This is a genomic window from Acinetobacter sp. C13, from assembly GCF_016809775.1.
Taxonomy (GTDB): domain Bacteria; phylum Pseudomonadota; class Gammaproteobacteria; order Pseudomonadales; family Moraxellaceae; genus Acinetobacter; species Acinetobacter pittii.
Genome location: NZ_JAFBJL010000006.1, coordinates 79,796 through 94,812 on the forward strand (window position 1 = coordinate 79,796; position 15,017 = coordinate 94,812).

The window sequence follows — 15,017 nt, forward strand, 5'->3', positions numbered from 1 at the left end:
CATCACGCAATTGCGCGGTATTCTAACAGCTTTTTGTGACACATATAAAAATGGCGAAGATATAAATGATGAAAATTGAATTTTCATGTTTTTACAATTTAAATCTTCACAACGGACAAAAATGTCCGTTAAATATATAACCTTTAGAACTCCCCCAAACCGATGACATGAGTAAACGTCAAAAAATTGCTGCCCATAATCGGGATGAATTACTCAATGCAGCCGAAGAATGTTTTCGTATTCATGGTATTAATGTTCCCTTACAAGTTGTGATTGACCACGCTGGTGTAGGCAGAGCGACGTTCTACCGTAACTTTTGTGATCGAAAAGCTTTAATTAGTGCACTTTTAGAACGTGCGATTACACAGCTAGAGCAAAAAGCAGCTCATTTTCAACAATTCGAGGATGGTTTATTTCGTTTAATTGAAGGACATATTGGGCAACTTCCCAAACTCGCAATTTTGCAAGATTTTTGGAGAGTGATTGATCGACAAGATCCAATTATGTTAAAAATTTATGAACGGCGAAATAATGCACTTAACCCACTGATTGAAAATGCGATAGAACAAAAATTGTGCCGAGCTGATCTGACCGCCGATGACTATGCAATGGTCACAGCAATGTTGGGTTCTTCATTTCAAGGACATGAGCCAGAAGAACAGACTCGCTTAGCAAAACGAGCAATTGAATTACTATTTCATGGTATTCAAATACAAAAAATTCGAGGGATAGAATGAGTAAAACGCCTCGTTACTTAGAAACACCACCCGACTGGACCCCAGAAGAGCAACCGACTTTACCTGGTTCACCAGCAGCTATTGCACACTCTGTACCTAAGCGGTTTATTTACTTTTTTATTGGTTTATTTATCGCCCTTTCGGCAAGCTTAAGTAATGGTTTTATTACGGCAAATTTACCTTTAATCCAAGGTGAGTATGGTCTAACTCCTTCCGAAGCGGCTTGGTTGCCTGCTGCTTATGTCATGGCAAATGTCAGTTCAAACCTGATTTTATTTAAAGCCCGGCAACAGTATGGTTTGAGAGTGTTTTCAGAAATAGGACTCGTGATTTTTATTGCGGTTTTGGTATTACATATTTTTGTGCATACCTATGAAATGGCACTATTCGCTCGAGTTGTGGCAGGTTTAGCTGGTGCGCCATTAAGCTCTTTAGGTATGTATTACACCATGCAAGCTTTTAAAAAAGCAGACATGGCAAAAGGTATATATATTGCCTTTGGTTTTCAGCAGTTAGGTGTTCCCCTCGCCTGGATTATTTCTCCATTTCTTGTAAATACAGACAGTTGGTCTGTTCTATATACCTTTGAGCTCGGCTTAGCACTTTGTTGTTTAGCCATGGTCGTTTCATTGAAATTACCGCGAAGCTTAAGAATTTATGTTTTTGAGAAGCAGGATTTCTTTACATTTGCTTTATTGGCTCCAGGTTTTGCCTGCTTGTGTATTGTGCTCACGCAAGGTCCAATTTTATGGTGGTTTAACAGTGAATGGCTTGCTTACGTCTTAATTGCAGGTTTTAGTTTAGTTGTTTTGGGGTTGCTCTATGAACACTATCGTGCCAATCCATTAATTATGACACGCTGGTTAGGTGCCGCTTCGACCCTACGCTTCATTTTTGGTGCCTTTGCTATTCGACTTTTAATGTCAGAACAAAGCTACGCAGCTGTTAATTTCTTAAAAACCATGGGAATGGGTCCTGACCAATTTGTTCCACTCTATGTGGTCATATTGATAGGGATTTTAAGCGGAACACTTTTTAGCGCACTGACTTTTTCACGCGAACGGATTATCTTCCACTTACTTTTTGCAGAATTTTTAATTTTAGTCGCGTGTGGATTAGATTATCACTTAACCAGTGATGTCCGACCTGTTAACTTCTTTGCAAGTCAGTTTTTAGTAGGCTTTGCAGGTGGTTTATTTATTGGACCATTGCTCCTGATTGGCTTTGCGCAAACATTGGCTAAAGGCCCTTCGTATGTGGTGACTTTTATTGTGCTGTTCTCTGCAACTCAAACCTTTGGTGGTCTTGTGGGGTCTTCTTTCTTCTCGACCTATCAACAACACCGCACGCAGAACTATCAAGTCGAGATTATTAAAGATTTAGAACAAGCAGACCCTCTAGTTGCTCAAAGGCTCTCTACATATCAACGCAGCGCATCAGTTACGACTACTGACCCAGTATTACAAACAGCTCAATCCATGCGTTCACTTAATCAAGTGGTCACTCGTGAAGCGCAAGTACGTGCCTACAATGACGTTATTGCATTAAACGGTATTTTTGCTATCGCACTCCTCTTGTGGGGTGGATTTAATATTGCACGTAGCAAATATCTACAACGCAGAGGAATTAGCCGTCCTTAATGGCTTCTTTATTGATGAAATAGAAATTGAGATTGATATATGTCAGATGATCAAAACAAGCCAGAACAAGCTCCACCTCAAGCAGCTCCCGCTCCATCTAATGAACCGGCACCTGCGAGTAAACTGATTCCCACAAAACGCTCAACTTTATTATGGATGCTAGTTGTGCTCATTGTCGGTATTTTAGTGATTTTGTGGGCATGGAGAATCGGACCTTTCGCAACAAGCGTTCAGCAAACTGACAATAGTTATGTTAAAGGTAAAACAACGATTTTATCGTCGCAAATTAATGGCTATGTTAAAGATGTATTAGTTAAGGACTTTGACCACGTTAAAAAGGGTCAAGTATTAATGCATATTGATGCAACCACTTACGACCAAAAAGTAGCGCAAGCGGCTTCTGGAGTTGAACAAGCTAAAAATACTTTAGCCAATCAGACACAGTCTATTGCTCAAAAACAAGCTGATATTGTGGCTGCACAGGCTAAAGTTGAACAAGTTAGGGCTCAATATGAGCTTTCTTTAGCACAACTTAGACGATATCAACAGTTAGGAAATAGTGGAGCAGCATCTAAATCTGAGCAAGATAAAGCCGCAGCAGATGCTGAAAATAACCTTGCAGCACTGAAGCAGGCAGAAGCCAATGTTTTAGTTGCCAAAGAAGCACTTAAAACGGCGCAGGTTGCAGAAGCTGGCTTAGAAGCGCAAGTCTCAAGTGCTAAGGCACAACTAGATCAGGCACAAACTACCAAAGACTATAGCGTTATTGTTGCTCCAATGGATGGTCAACTTGGTGAGGTGAACCCTCGTGTTGGGCAATATGTGGCCGCAGGATCACAGTTACTCTATCTGATTCCACAGCAAACTTGGGTGATTGCCAACTTTAAAGAAACCCAAATTGCCAATATGCGAGTTGGACAAAAAGCGTGGTTTACAGTCGATGCCATGAAACACAAAAAATTTACAGGACATGTTGAGCAGATCTCACCAGCTGCGGGTTCCGAGTTCAGTGTGTTAAAGCCTGACAATGCAACAGGAAACTTTACCAAAGTGGTTCAAAGAATTGCCGTGCGTATCGCCATAGATCCAAATCAAGAAGGAATGGAACACTTACGCCCTGGCATGTCAGTAATTACTTCTGTCGATACAAGCTCTTAATCAGCTTTTTAAAAACCTCTTTAAAAAGCTACAATGTGATCAATCATTATTTTTCTCAATTTCTAATGTTTGATCACATTGCCCAACCTGTTTCCTATCAGCACATTGAACTCCCCTCTTTAGTTCATCTCGACATTAAGCGGCTAGATTTAATTCATCCCCAAATCTCAGGTAATAAATTTTTCAAATTAAAATACAATTTGCTTGCCGCAAAACAACAAGGTTTATCGAGCATTTTGACTTTTGGTGGCGCTTATTCCAACCATATTGCCGCAACTGCGTATGCAGCTCATCTTTTTGGCTTAAGAAGTATTGGAATTATTCGTGGTGAAGAGTTAGCTGACAAACCTCTGAATCCAACCTTAGCAAAAGCTCAAAGTTTAGGAATGCATCTACATTTTGTCTCACGCAATGAATATCGCTTACGAGAAGATGCAAACTATCTTCAACAATTACAGCACCAATTTCCTGAAACTTTCATTATTCCTGAAGGCGGTACCAATGAACTGGCAGTTCAAGGTTGTCAGGAAATTATCAGTCAAAGCGATTTGCAAAACTATGATGTGATTTGCTGTGCAGTAGGAACTGGCGGAACGATTTCGGGTCTTATTGAAAGGAGTTCAGCCGATCAAAAAGTCTTAGGATTTTCGGCTTTAAAAGGTGACTTTTTACAACAAGAAATTCGGCAGTGGACCAAAAAACAGAACTGGTCTGTGACAGATGCATACTGCTGTGGTGGGTATGCAAAAACTTCACCCGAGTTATTGGCGTTTATAGAAAGTTTTGAAGAGCAGCATGCGGTACCACTTGAACCGATCTATACGGGAAAGATGATGTTTGGTCTGTTTGATCTTATAAAGAATAATTACTTTTCTGAAGGTACTCGCATTCTGGCAATTCATTCTGGTGGTTTACAGGCAGATATAAGAAATAAATCACATCAATAACTTATTAGCTTTTAGTGCACATTACTCCGCATAGCAGTAAATGTCTTTAGCATGACTAAGGCTCGGCATGATAGTATATGCCCCTTTTAAATTTTCACGATTAATCGAGAATCTCTTATGTCTAACAGTCATGTCGATGTCATTGTCTTAGGTGCAGGTGCTTCTGGACTCATGTTGGCTGCCCATGCTGCTAAACGAGAGCGCTCGGTTTTAATTTTAGAAAAAGCCAATAAAATTGGTAAAAAGATTTTAATGTCAGGCGGTGGTAAGTGTAACTTTACCAACCTTTATGTAGAGCCTGACAACTATATTTCTCATAATCCACACTTCGTTATTTCTGCCCTATCACGCTATAGCAACTGGGACTTTATCGGTTTGGTATGTGATTATGGAATTGCTTATGAAGAACGAAAACACGGGCAATTATTCACGCTAAACGGCGCTAAAGAAATTTTAGAGATGCTGGTGAGTGAATGTAATAAAACCAATAATGTTGATATCCAAACTCAATGTGAAGCTGTACAGATTGACCCATTAGAAAAAGGCGGTTTTACTGTACACACAAACCAAGGCCGATTTAGCTGTGAGTCATTAGTGGTTGCTACAGGTGGTTTATCCATCCCAACTTTAGGTGGTTCTGGATTTGGTTATGAACTGGCACAAAAATTTGGACATCAGGTTTTCCCAACTCGCGCAGGATTAGTCCCATTTACTTTTTCAGATCATATTAAAGAAGTCACTACACGCCTAAGTGGTAATGCTTTAGATGTGACTCTAAGTAACTCGAAGAATAGCTTTACTGAAGCCTTATTGTTTACGCATCGTGGTTTGAGTGGTCCAAGTTCTTTACAGCTTTCAAACTATTGGAATACAGGTGAAAGTTTTAAAATCGACTTTTTCCCGAGCCAAGATTTAGCAACTTATTTAAAAGATAAAAAGAAAGCCCAACCTAAAGTTTTATTGCGTACTCTTCTGAATGAATTTACTGCAAAAAGTATTGTACAAGAGTTACAACAACTTATATGGCCAGAGCAGAGCGAGACTGCAATTGGTAATATCAGTGATGCACAGCTAGATCATATTGCTGAGCAACTACATGGTTTTGCTGTGAAACCATCAGGCACAGAAGGCTATCGTACTGCCGAAGTTACTTTAGGTGGAGTTGATACAAGTGAAGTATCTTCCAAAACAATGGAAAGTAAAAAGCAGAAAGGACTGTTTTTTATTGGGGAAGTACTTGATGTGACTGGCCATTTAGGAGGTTATAACTTCCAATGGGCTTGGTCTTCCGCTTATGCAGCAGCACAATACGTTTAACTGATGAATAAGCTAATTTGAGCCTTTCGAATCATTTAACGATTTTTCAGAATTACGCGTATGAGTTGTTGTCTGTTTTGATGAATTAGATTTGTTAAATACAAATTTATAAGCACTTGCTAAAAAACCTACGGTAATTCCCGCAATGACAATCGGTGCTAAAAAACGACCTGGTTTCTTCATCGTATTTTCCTCACTTATTTGTTTTTATAACGACCAAAAAAGGACGACCACTCAATATAGAGTGGTCGAACTTATCACAAAAATCAAAGATTTTTTGTACTGTTTATCTGAAAATTAGTTTTACTTACTAAATTTCGTCATTTTCTCCAGTAGATCCAAACGGTTTGTTTACTGGTGGTTCTGCTGGATTTACTTGTGCAGAGTCAGCAGGTTTTGCATCAGATGAAACTGTTGACGGTGAAGTTGTAGTCGTTGGTACAACTGTAGATGTTGACGAACTCGTAGTTGCAGATGAGTTACCTGCAGATGGACTGCTTGTTGTCGTAGTAGAAGGCGGTTGATAAAGCGGATTTGGTTCATTCGCTTCTTTTTTAGCTTTATCTAGCAAATCGCTCAACAGTCTTTCTGCTGGTTGGCGACCGCCTAAACCAAATGCAAGAGCGAAAGCAACTGCAACTGCGCCTAGAGTCAAACCAAATGCAAGATTAACGATTGAATCTGCAATACCCATCGCTCTTAAACCAAGCGCAAGTACAAGACCAATAATTAACACACGAACTAAACTACCTAACCAACGCGAGCTATTATATTCGCCGCGTTGAACCACGTTCGCCACAACATTGGCAAGCCAAAAACCAATAACCAAGATTACTGCGCCCAATAGAATGTTTGCACCGAAACGGATAAACATTGCGATTAGACCACTAATTTGATCGAAACCAAGACGATCCGCAGCTTCAGAAACTGCAAATAGCATCGTAAAGAATACAATTAACCAGCCAACTGCATTAGAAACTTTAGTTTGACCTAAAAAGCGTTGTACATCTAACTTTGCAGGAATCTCATCAACACCTGTACCTGCAATTAATTCTGCAACTAAGCGGCCAACAAAACGAGAAACAATATAAGCAACCAGTAGAATTAAACCAGCAGCAATAATGTTTGGAATCGCCTGCAAGATTTCATTGAGCATTGCAGTTGCTGGCTGAGAAATTGTCTCAATACCTAAAGCTTCAAACGCTACAATCAATGTTGTAATAATGATGATTGCGAAAACAAATGAACCTAAGAATTTGCCTACGTTAGAGCTTTTGAAAAGACCAATTTTTTCAGCTTGAGCCTGAACACCTAAGCTATTTACTAAACCTTCAACAATACCGCGTACAATTTTTGCCAAGATATAACCAACAAAAACGATAACACCAGCAATAAAGATATTTGGTAAGAATGCTACAGCATCATTTACCATATTTTGAACTGGAATCAGTAAGCCTGTTAATCCTAATATTGAAAGAACAATCGGAAGGAAAAGTAACAATACAAGCCAGTAAAGAATTTCACCAATATTCTGGCTAATTCCACCTACACCCACTTCACTGCTTAACTTATCGTCAAGTTGAGTTCGGGATAAAACATTGGTCACCCCTGCTCGCACCAGTCGAGCAACGATCCAACCAATAAAACCCACCACAACAGCAGCAATAATATTTGGAATATAGACGAGTACCTGATTCACCATATTACTGAACGGGCCGCTTACTCCACTAATGTTAAGTACATTGAGAGCTGCGACAACAGCTAAGATTAGAATAAACCAGAATACGACTTTTGAAATAAGACCTTCTATGTTTGGAGCACGCCCAGTTGCTGAAGATAATTTTGCATTGGTATTTACTTTTTGCAGAAGTTTTTTTACACCTGCCGCAACTAATAAAGCGATTATCCAGCCAACCAGTAAGATGACGATTGCAGCTAAAATAGGATGAAACTGATCCCAGTAATACATCGCATCAAACTGAGCGCCGCGAGGCCCATCAAAAAATTCATTCATATTGTTATGTCCTCAATTGTTATGTTCTTTTCAGTGCCATCAATTATGAAAAACACCATTCGTTGTTAAAAATGACGATAAATGCGGTCTATCTCACCTTATGTTTTGAGTATTTTCTAATCAACACACTTCTGCATAAATACAACAAATTGATGCAAAAGGTTGCAAAAAAAGCCTTCAGGTCACATCCCAAAGGCTTTCTATAAAGATATACTGGTTAGCTTATTACCCTTTATAAATATTCAAATCTGAAGTGCTCTTAATGACATGTGGTGTGGCCTCATGTTGAAAAGCGGCTTCTTCTTTAGGTGTTTTGCTGTGATCAGCAACCATGTAGACGATGAGTGCAATAAGAAAAAGCCCAACAATAATTAAAATGTAAACTGGCAATCTTCTTTTTTTCGCAGTTTCTTCAGGACTCGTCACATGAGGTGGTTTTGAAAAATCATGCATCTTCTTTCCCCTCTTCTTTTATCATTAACTTTATAATCATCATAGCAATTTGGTTTGTTGCATTGTGTGAAAAAGCATTATGCTAAGGTGTCTGTAGTTGCAAAACTCTACTATTAAAATAATAAAAACAGTATAAAATTTAGGCAAAATTATTTAGCCATTTAAAAATATTGATAAATTATGCTCGAGCTTCTTTAAGGTTCTATTTGTAATACTATATGTTTTAGCGCTTACTTTTTATAAAATAGGCTATAATAAGCCCCCTTGTTTTAAAGCTGCTCTATTTTATGATGTATCGTCAGCAAAACGTAACACTTGATCTCGACACTGACGTCACACATCAATGTTATATACATCAGACGAGAGACGAACATCTCATTGGTATTATTGAATTTAATAAACCAAGTTATGAACTCAAATGGGGTGATTTAGAGTATTTTCGTCGCCGTACTGAAGAATTTTCCGTCATGCCATTTCCTGACTGCATTAATGCCATGATTGTTGATATTCGTAATATCAATATTTTTCTAGACAATGATGTTCCGATTTTACCTTGGCGCTTACTAGAAGAAGACTGTCCTGTTCGCTTAGTCGTTCCACAAGATCGTTTGGAACATTATGCGGGTCTTTTTGAGCCAACTTGGCTTTCAACCGATGTAGACAGCGCAATTTCAGAAATTCGCGAATTTATGGATATGTTTGTCCACTAATAAACATATCCATAAAATTAATTATAAAGTTGTTTTCACCGCAATTTATTACCAGTAATTTTCTACCGCAATATTTCCCTCACCTCGACGATTCATCGTCAAACCACTGCGCTTTAAAGCCTCTTTAGTGTCATCTACCATTTGCGGATTTCCGCAAAGCATGACGTGGCTTGTGGCAGGATTCAGCTCTATACCAGCAGATTTTTCTAATTCACCATTTTCAATCAGAATCGGCAAACGATCATGCAATGGCGCAGATGGATCTCGAGTAATAATCGGAATAAATTTAAATCCGTTATGTCCTTCCCCAAAAGTTTCAGCAATCTCTTGAATACGATCAACGTAAGCTAACTCAGCTGCGGTACGGACACTGTAGACCAAATTAATTTTTTGATATTTAGACCATGTATCGAAGTCTTGTAACATCGATAAAAATGGAGCTAAACCTGTACCCGTTGCCAATAACCATAAATCATGCGGTAAAGGTTGTTGATAGCGAGCTAAAGTCAAATAACCATAAGGTGTTTTTTCTAAATAAAGCTCATCTCCTACCTTTAAATGTTGAAGATTTGACGTAAATGCACCGTCTGGTACTACAATCGAAAAAAACTCAAGCGTTTCATCAAATGGTGATGAGACTACCGAATAAGCACGAACAACGAGTTCTTCTCCAACTTTTAGCCCAATACGTGCAAATTGCCCAGCAGTAAATTTAAAATGTGCAGGGCGAGTCATGGTGAAACTGAAAAGAGTTGGAGTCCAGCGGTGTACAGATAAAACTTTTTCTACGCTAAATTTTTCAATTGACATGATTTCAACGTGGCATGAAATAGTGCGCTCATGTTAGCATGACAGCCGAAATAATGAATACTTTTAAACGTTAAGGCTTTTTAAACATGCGCATGACATTACGCCAGTTGGCTGTTTTTGTAGCAGTCGCTCAAGAAGGAACTGTCACCAAAGCGAGTGATGCGGTCAGACTGACGCAAAGTGCAGCAAGTATGGCTTTAGCCGATTTAGAGGATGGTCTTGGTGCACCTCTATTTGATCGTTTAGGTAAACGATTACAGCTTAATGATTTAGGTCGTTTTCTATTGCCTCAAGCATTAGAAATATTAGGTCGCTGTGAAGCTTTTGAGCAAGCTGCAAAAGGTGAATTGCAAAGCATTGATTTACGTATTGGGGCCACTTTAACGATTAGTGATTACCTCATGCCAGATTTAATGGCAAACTTTTTACAGCATCACCCTAAAGCGCATTTGCAATTACAAGTGGGCAATACACGCCAAATGATTGAAGCAGTCAATCAATTCCAACTTGATTTAGCTTTAATTGAAGGCTCATGTCACTTACCTCAACTCCAATGTATTCATTGGCGTGATGATGAGCTTGCAGTTTGCTGTGCCCCAAATCACCCTTTAGCACGTTTAAATAGACCTCTAACAGCGCATGATTTTCTTCAAGTCGAATGGATTTTACGTGAAGAAGGCTCAGGAACTCGTGAAGTGTTTGATAATGCGATATTGCAAGATCTGCCAGACGCGAATATTCGCTTAACCCTAGGTCACAATGAAGCAATTTTAAAAATCGTTGCTGGTGGTTTAGGTATGTCATGTATTTCTAAACTAGCCATTGAACCTTTAATTGAAAAGGGACAATTAGTAATTTTAGATACACCATTCTGGCAGCTTACCCGTCCGCTTTATATGCTGGTACACCGTCAAAAGTATCAGGGTCCAGGCCTCAAAGCATTCTTACAATTCTGTGAAGATCAGGTTTAAAACCTGATCTTTTCATTGATTAGCGTCGAAAATTTGATAGCAATTCGCTTGTGATCGCTTTATTGTGATCCGCAATTTTATTTTTCTTGGTTTTCGCAGGATTTGGGTCAACACGCTCAATTTTGATCGCTTTAAATTTGCCCTGATTATCTGCGGCAAGAAACTTCACTTTTTCATTTCTTTTCGGTTCGCCCTCTGATGCAGGAAAATCAGAAATATGAAAGAAAATATCTCCTTCACTAGTTTCAATAAAACCAAACCCTTTATCAGCGTTATATTGTTTTACCCATCCAGTATAAAACTCTTGCTTCATGATCTTTCCCCTACTTTTCCAATCCAGTTGTTGCGGTAAATAAAAAAGAGACTCACGATTCCGTTTTTAAAATTATACGGTTGAATGAAGTCTCTTTTTAATGCTATTTCAAAAAATTAATCTTTTTGTACACTACCAAAAATTTTATCGCCAGCATCGCCCAAGCCAGGAACAATATAACCTTGTTCATTTAAGCCATTATCAATAGATGCCGTATAAATTTGCACATCTGGATGAGCCGCTTCAACTTTAGCAACGCCTTCAGGTGCAGCAACCAAGACCATAACACGGATATCTTTACAACCACTTGCCTTTAACACATCAATAGCAGCAACTAACGAATTACCCGTTGCTAGCATTGGGTCAATAATCATCGCAAGACGATTAGCCACATCTGGAACTAATTTTTTATAATACGTACGAACTTCTAATGTTTCTTCATTACGCTCAAGACCTAAAACACTCACTTTGGCGCTTGGAATCAGATTAAGTACGCCATCCAACATACCAATTCCGGCACGTAAAATCGGTACAATCGTTATTTTTTTACCAGCAATACGCTGAGTAGTAACAGTTCCAGCCCATCCATCAATTTCACAATCCACAACTGGTAAATCTTTTGTTGCTTCATAAGTCAACAACATAGTCACTTCCTGAGCAAGCTCACGGAAATTCTTAGTACTGATGTCAGCACGGCGTAACAAGCCTAATTTATGACGAATAAGTGGGTGACGAATTTCTTGAATGGCCACAGATGTTACCTAAAAATATAAAAACGTATTTATTATAATCTTTTTTTAACGCTCAATAAAAAAAAGCCTCCAGATTTGGAGGCTTTTTTGTACACCAGAATTACTGTTGTGAAAGCATGAAATGTAATGGAGATAAAATTTCTGCTTTTAATGCCAAATTAATCATTGGATCTGGATAAACACCCAAAATAATAACTAATGCAGCAGCAGCCAATACCATTAAACCACCCACTTTTTGTCCCCAATGAGCATCTGCATCAATACGAGGAGTTTCCGGTGGTGTCATGTACATTACAACCATCACACGTAAGTAATAGTACAAACCGATACCACTACCCACAATAATCATTGCAGCTAAGAACCAGTGTTGAGTTGTTACAGCAGCCATTACCACCAAGAACTTACCAATGAAGCCTGCTGTTAATGGAATACCAGCCAAAGATAACATCATGACTGTTAAAGTTGCTGTAAGTACTGGACGACGCCAGAACAAACCACGGTAATCTGCAAGGCTTTGTGCTTCATCTACGTTGTTATATGGGCTAGACATTAACGCTACCGCACCAAAGGCACCGATAGTTGTTAATACATAAGACACCACATATACAGTTACGCTACCTAAGCTTGCATAAGTCATGCTAATTAAAGCAATTAACAAATAACCGAAGTGAGCAATAGATGAATAACCAAGAATACGTTTTAAGTTAACTTGACGAACAGCCAGTAAGTTACCAACCAAAATCGACAATACAGCAATGATTGTCAAAATAGTTACTAACGAGTTCACCATCATTGCGCCTGAAGCAAGCATATAGCGCACGAATAAACCAATTGTTGCAACTTTAGCAGCAGTTGCTAAGAAAGTTGCCATTGGTGCTGGTGCGCCTGCATATACATCCGGAGTCCATTTATGGAACGGCGCAAGCGACAATTTAAATGCAACAGCAAAGATAATAAGTGCTAAACCTAATAACACCATTGGCTGTTTGATTGCTTCAAATAATGCTTGTACAGAATCATAGAATGAAAGTGAACCTGTATATGCATAAATATATGCCATACCCATCAACAACATTGCAGAAGCTGTCGCTGAAAGTACAAGGTACTTAATACCCGCTTCAAGTGAGTTACTACGTTGATAAGTATAAGCAAGTAAGCCATATACAGGGATCGACATTAACTCAAGGCTAATGAAGAACGATGCATAATGAGAACTTGCAACCATCAACATTGCACCTGCTACAGAAGCAAGTAACAAAAGGTATAACTCTTCGCGGTTGTCTTTATAAGTTTCGATGTAAGCATGAGACAAAGTACAACATGCCAATGCCGCAATCAAAATCATAAATTGATAGAACATGGTAAATGGATCAACCATAAACATGCCCATCACATTTGCCGGTACAAACTTACCGCCAAATACTGCAAATAAAATATAAAGTGCAGCAAGGTTTAAACCGACAACAGAAGCAGTTGCGATTAAATTATGATTACGCTTAATTGAAATTAACAACATGACGACGATTGTTGTCAAAGCAACAATCATCACCGGAGCTAAAGGCATAAGCGTAGAGAATGATACTGTGAAGTTCATGATTATTGGATCTCCACATGGTCAAGTTGAGTAGCTGTTTGCTGAACAGTTTCAACGACTTCTTGTACTGGCACATAACTATTGACCAACCACTGCATGCTTGAATGAGATACATCCAAGAATGTTTGTGGGTAGATACCAAGCCAAACGAGACCAATCGCACAAATCATCAAAATACCAACTTCACGAGCAGATAAGTCTTTCAATGGACTAGTGTAATGTTGCTTTTGTTCAGGATTTGGTTCACCAAATAAAGCACGGTGAATCAAGATCAAGCCATATAAACCTGCAAATACAAGGCTGATAGAAGCAAGAATCGTGAAGACAGGATATTTATTAAATGAACCCATCAAAATCAGGAATTCACCAATAAAGTTACCTAAACCTGGTACACCTACAAGAGCAGCAACGAAGAACATCAAGAAAAATGGCAAGTACTGAAGCTGGCCACGAAGACCACCCATTAAACGTAAATCACGTGTATGTAAACGTTCGTAGATTTGACCAGACATAATGAACAATGCAGCTGATGACAAACCATGTGCCAACATCATGATCATTAGACCTTGGAAGGTCAAAATATTACCTGCATAGATTGCAAGTAAGATAAAGCCCATGTGTGAAATCGACGTATACGCAAGTAAACGTTTCATGTCAGTTTGCTGGTAAGCACACCATGCGCCGTAGAAAATACCAATCAAACCGAAAATAATCGCAATATCTGCAAACTGTGCAGAAGCTGTCGGGAAGAATGGAATAACAAAACGAAGCAAGCCATACGCAGCTGTTTTAATCAAGATACCTGCTAAGTCTACAGAACCTGCTGTAGGAGCTTGAGCATGCGCATCTGGCAACCAACCGTGTAATGGGAATACTGGTAACTTCACCGCAAAACCGATGAAGAAACAGATCATGAAACCATACGCTAAGCCAGCAGGTAAATGGTTAGCTACAGCTAATAAATAGTTGTAATCAAAACCGATCATGCCTGTCATCATGTAGCCATAAACTACAAGACCTAGGATACCGATTAACATCACTAGACCGGCAATCTGCGTGTAAAGGAAGAACTTAGTAGCAGCATAAACACGTGAACGACCGTTTGAACCTTTATGACCCCATAACGCAATCAAGAAGTAGATTGGTACAAGCATCATCTCCCAGAAGAAGAAGAACAAGAACAAGTCAATCGCTAAGAATACACCGATAACGCCACCTAAACTCCATAATAGGTTTAAGTGGAAGAAACCAACGTTCTTTTGAATCTCACCCCATGAACAACCAACAGCAAGTACACCAAGTAACGCTGTTAATAACACCATGAGTAAAGATAAACCATCCACAGCTAAGTGAATGCCAATACCGAGTGATTGAATCCACGGTAAATAGAACTCAGCAGACCAAGTTGGGATTTTAGAACCCAACTCGTAGCTATAAGTTCCATTTTGCCAAAGTGCAAGACCTAAGCCCAAAGTAATGAGCATACCAATTAAGGCAATCCAGCGTGGCAAAGTTTTGTCGAGCTTATCGACTAACCAACAAATAAAACCGGCAATGAACGGAACAAGGATCAGCGCGGGTAAAATTAAATTGTTTTCCAT

The 15,017-nt window shown here is 39.0% G+C and carries 15 protein-coding genes; 7 read left to right on the forward strand and 8 right to left on the reverse strand.

What is annotated here, in order from left to right; all coding sequences use genetic code 11:
* Positions 1-167 precede the first annotated feature (167 nt).
* The 5 genes from JGE69_RS15700 (at position 168) to JGE69_RS15720 (ending at position 5,799) form a co-directional block, all read left to right on the forward strand.
* Positions 168-737, forward strand: coding sequence for a TetR/AcrR family transcriptional regulator (locus JGE69_RS15700; RefSeq protein WP_002120318.1), 570 nt, complete (start codon positions 168-170; stop codon positions 735-737).
* Positions 734-2,377, forward strand: a complete 1,644-nt coding sequence (locus tag JGE69_RS15705) for an MFS transporter (RefSeq protein ID WP_199114103.1) — start codon at positions 734-736, stop codon at positions 2,375-2,377. Before JGE69_RS15700 ends, JGE69_RS15705 begins: the two co-directional genes overlap by 4 nt.
* A gap of 39 nt (positions 2,378-2,416) precedes the next feature.
* Positions 2,417-3,535: an HlyD family secretion protein gene (locus JGE69_RS15710; protein WP_199114105.1), complete on the forward strand. Its 1,119-nt coding sequence runs from the start codon at positions 2,417-2,419 to the stop codon at positions 3,533-3,535.
* Positions 3,536-3,600: 65 nt separating this feature from the next.
* Entirely contained in the window at positions 3,601-4,482 is an 882-nt protein-coding gene (locus tag JGE69_RS15715; protein ID WP_199114107.1) for a 1-aminocyclopropane-1-carboxylate deaminase/D-cysteine desulfhydrase, read from the forward strand.
* 117 nt (positions 4,483-4,599) lie between these two features.
* Positions 4,600-5,799, forward strand: a complete 1,200-nt coding sequence (locus JGE69_RS15720; protein ID WP_199114109.1) for an NAD(P)/FAD-dependent oxidoreductase — start codon at positions 4,600-4,602, stop codon at positions 5,797-5,799.
* Between the two features lie 12 nt (positions 5,800-5,811).
* On the opposite strand, the gene JGE69_RS15725 is transcribed toward JGE69_RS15720, so the two are convergent.
* The 3 genes from JGE69_RS15725 to JGE69_RS15735 form a co-directional block, all read right to left on the reverse strand.
* Entirely contained in the window at positions 5,812-5,982 is a 171-nt protein-coding gene (locus JGE69_RS15725; RefSeq protein WP_199114112.1) for a hypothetical protein, read from the reverse strand.
* 127 nt (positions 5,983-6,109) lie between these two features.
* On the reverse strand, positions 6,110-7,813 hold the full coding sequence (locus tag JGE69_RS15730; RefSeq protein WP_199114114.1) for a mechanosensitive ion channel: 1,704 nt from the start codon (positions 7,811-7,813) through the stop codon (positions 6,110-6,112).
* 225 nt (positions 7,814-8,038) lie between these two features.
* The gene (locus JGE69_RS15735) at positions 8,039-8,266 is read right to left on the reverse strand and encodes a hypothetical protein (RefSeq protein ID WP_005803268.1); all 228 of its coding nucleotides are present in this window, start codon (positions 8,264-8,266) and stop codon (positions 8,039-8,041) included.
* Positions 8,267-8,556: 290 nt separating this feature from the next.
* Here JGE69_RS15735 and JGE69_RS15740 point away from each other — a divergent pair, with 290 nt between their 5' ends.
* On the forward strand, positions 8,557-8,976 hold the full coding sequence (locus JGE69_RS15740; RefSeq protein WP_014205905.1) for a hypothetical protein: 420 nt from the start codon (positions 8,557-8,559) through the stop codon (positions 8,974-8,976).
* A 48-nt stretch (positions 8,977-9,024) separates the two neighbouring features.
* Here JGE69_RS15740 and JGE69_RS15745 read toward each other — a convergent pair whose 3' ends face one another.
* Positions 9,025-9,786 carry a ferredoxin--NADP reductase gene (locus JGE69_RS15745; protein ID WP_199114115.1) on the reverse strand — a complete coding sequence of 254 codons (762 nt, stop codon included), beginning with the start codon at positions 9,784-9,786 and terminating at the stop codon, positions 9,025-9,027.
* An 86-nt stretch (positions 9,787-9,872) separates the two neighbouring features.
* On the opposite strand from JGE69_RS15745, the gene gigC reads away from it, so the two are divergent.
* The gene (gene gigC, locus JGE69_RS15750; RefSeq protein WP_002120024.1) at positions 9,873-10,757 is read left to right on the forward strand and encodes a LysR family transcriptional regulator GigC; all 885 of its coding nucleotides are present in this window, start codon (positions 9,873-9,875) and stop codon (positions 10,755-10,757) included.
* A gap of 19 nt (positions 10,758-10,776) precedes the next feature.
* On the opposite strand, the gene JGE69_RS15755 is transcribed toward gigC, so the two are convergent.
* The 4 genes from JGE69_RS15755 to nuoM all read right to left on the reverse strand — a co-directional run bounded on the left by JGE69_RS15755 (position 10,777) and on the right by nuoM (position 15,017).
* Positions 10,777-11,070, reverse strand: a complete 294-nt coding sequence (locus tag JGE69_RS15755; protein WP_032004297.1) for a cold shock domain-containing protein — start codon at positions 11,068-11,070, stop codon at positions 10,777-10,779.
* A gap of 116 nt (positions 11,071-11,186) precedes the next feature.
* On the reverse strand, positions 11,187-11,822 hold the full coding sequence (upp, locus tag JGE69_RS15760) for a uracil phosphoribosyltransferase (protein WP_002120045.1): 636 nt from the start codon (positions 11,820-11,822) through the stop codon (positions 11,187-11,189).
* 100 nt (positions 11,823-11,922) lie between these two features.
* Positions 11,923-13,416: an NADH-quinone oxidoreductase subunit NuoN gene (gene nuoN / locus JGE69_RS15765; RefSeq protein ID WP_002120035.1), complete on the reverse strand. Its 1,494-nt coding sequence runs from the start codon at positions 13,414-13,416 to the stop codon at positions 11,923-11,925.
* A gap of 2 nt (positions 13,417-13,418) precedes the next feature.
* Positions 13,419-15,017, reverse strand: a complete 1,599-nt coding sequence (gene nuoM / locus JGE69_RS15770; protein ID WP_199114117.1) for an NADH-quinone oxidoreductase subunit M — start codon at positions 15,015-15,017, stop codon at positions 13,419-13,421.

Bases quoted from the DNA above. Each gene is read 5' to 3' on its own strand.
- JGE69_RS15745 (WP_199114115.1), bottom strand. From the start codon at position 9,786: ATGTCAATTGAAAAATTTAGCGTAGAAAAAGTTTTATCTGTACACCGC.
- JGE69_RS15730 (WP_199114114.1), bottom strand. From the start codon at position 7,813: ATGAATGAATTTTTTGATGGGCCTCGCGGCGCTCAGTTTGATGCGATG.
- JGE69_RS15725 (WP_199114112.1), bottom strand. From the start codon at position 5,982: ATGAAGAAACCAGGTCGTTTTTTAGCACCGATTGTCATTGCGGGAATT.
- gigC (WP_002120024.1), top strand. From the start codon at position 9,873: ATGCGCATGACATTACGCCAGTTGGCTGTTTTTGTAGCAGTCGCTCAA.
- JGE69_RS15705 (WP_199114103.1), top strand. From the start codon at position 734: ATGAGTAAAACGCCTCGTTACTTAGAAACACCACCCGACTGGACCCCA.
- JGE69_RS15715 (WP_199114107.1), top strand. From the start codon at position 3,601: ATGTTTGATCACATTGCCCAACCTGTTTCCTATCAGCACATTGAACTC.
- JGE69_RS15755 (WP_032004297.1), bottom strand. From the start codon at position 11,070: ATGAAGCAAGAGTTTTATACTGGATGGGTAAAACAATATAACGCTGAT.
- nuoN (WP_002120035.1), bottom strand. From the start codon at position 13,416: ATGAACTTCACAGTATCATTCTCTACGCTTATGCCTTTAGCTCCGGTG.
- nuoM (WP_199114117.1), bottom strand. From the start codon at position 15,017: ATGGAAAACAATTTAATTTTACCCGCGCTGATCCTTGTTCCGTTCATT.
- JGE69_RS15720 (WP_199114109.1), top strand. From the start codon at position 4,600: ATGTCTAACAGTCATGTCGATGTCATTGTCTTAGGTGCAGGTGCTTCT.
- JGE69_RS15740 (WP_014205905.1), top strand. From the start codon at position 8,557: ATGTATCGTCAGCAAAACGTAACACTTGATCTCGACACTGACGTCACA.
- JGE69_RS15700 (WP_002120318.1), top strand. From the start codon at position 168: ATGAGTAAACGTCAAAAAATTGCTGCCCATAATCGGGATGAATTACTC.
- JGE69_RS15710 (WP_199114105.1), top strand. From the start codon at position 2,417: ATGTCAGATGATCAAAACAAGCCAGAACAAGCTCCACCTCAAGCAGCT.
- JGE69_RS15735 (WP_005803268.1), bottom strand. From the start codon at position 8,266: ATGCATGATTTTTCAAAACCACCTCATGTGACGAGTCCTGAAGAAACT.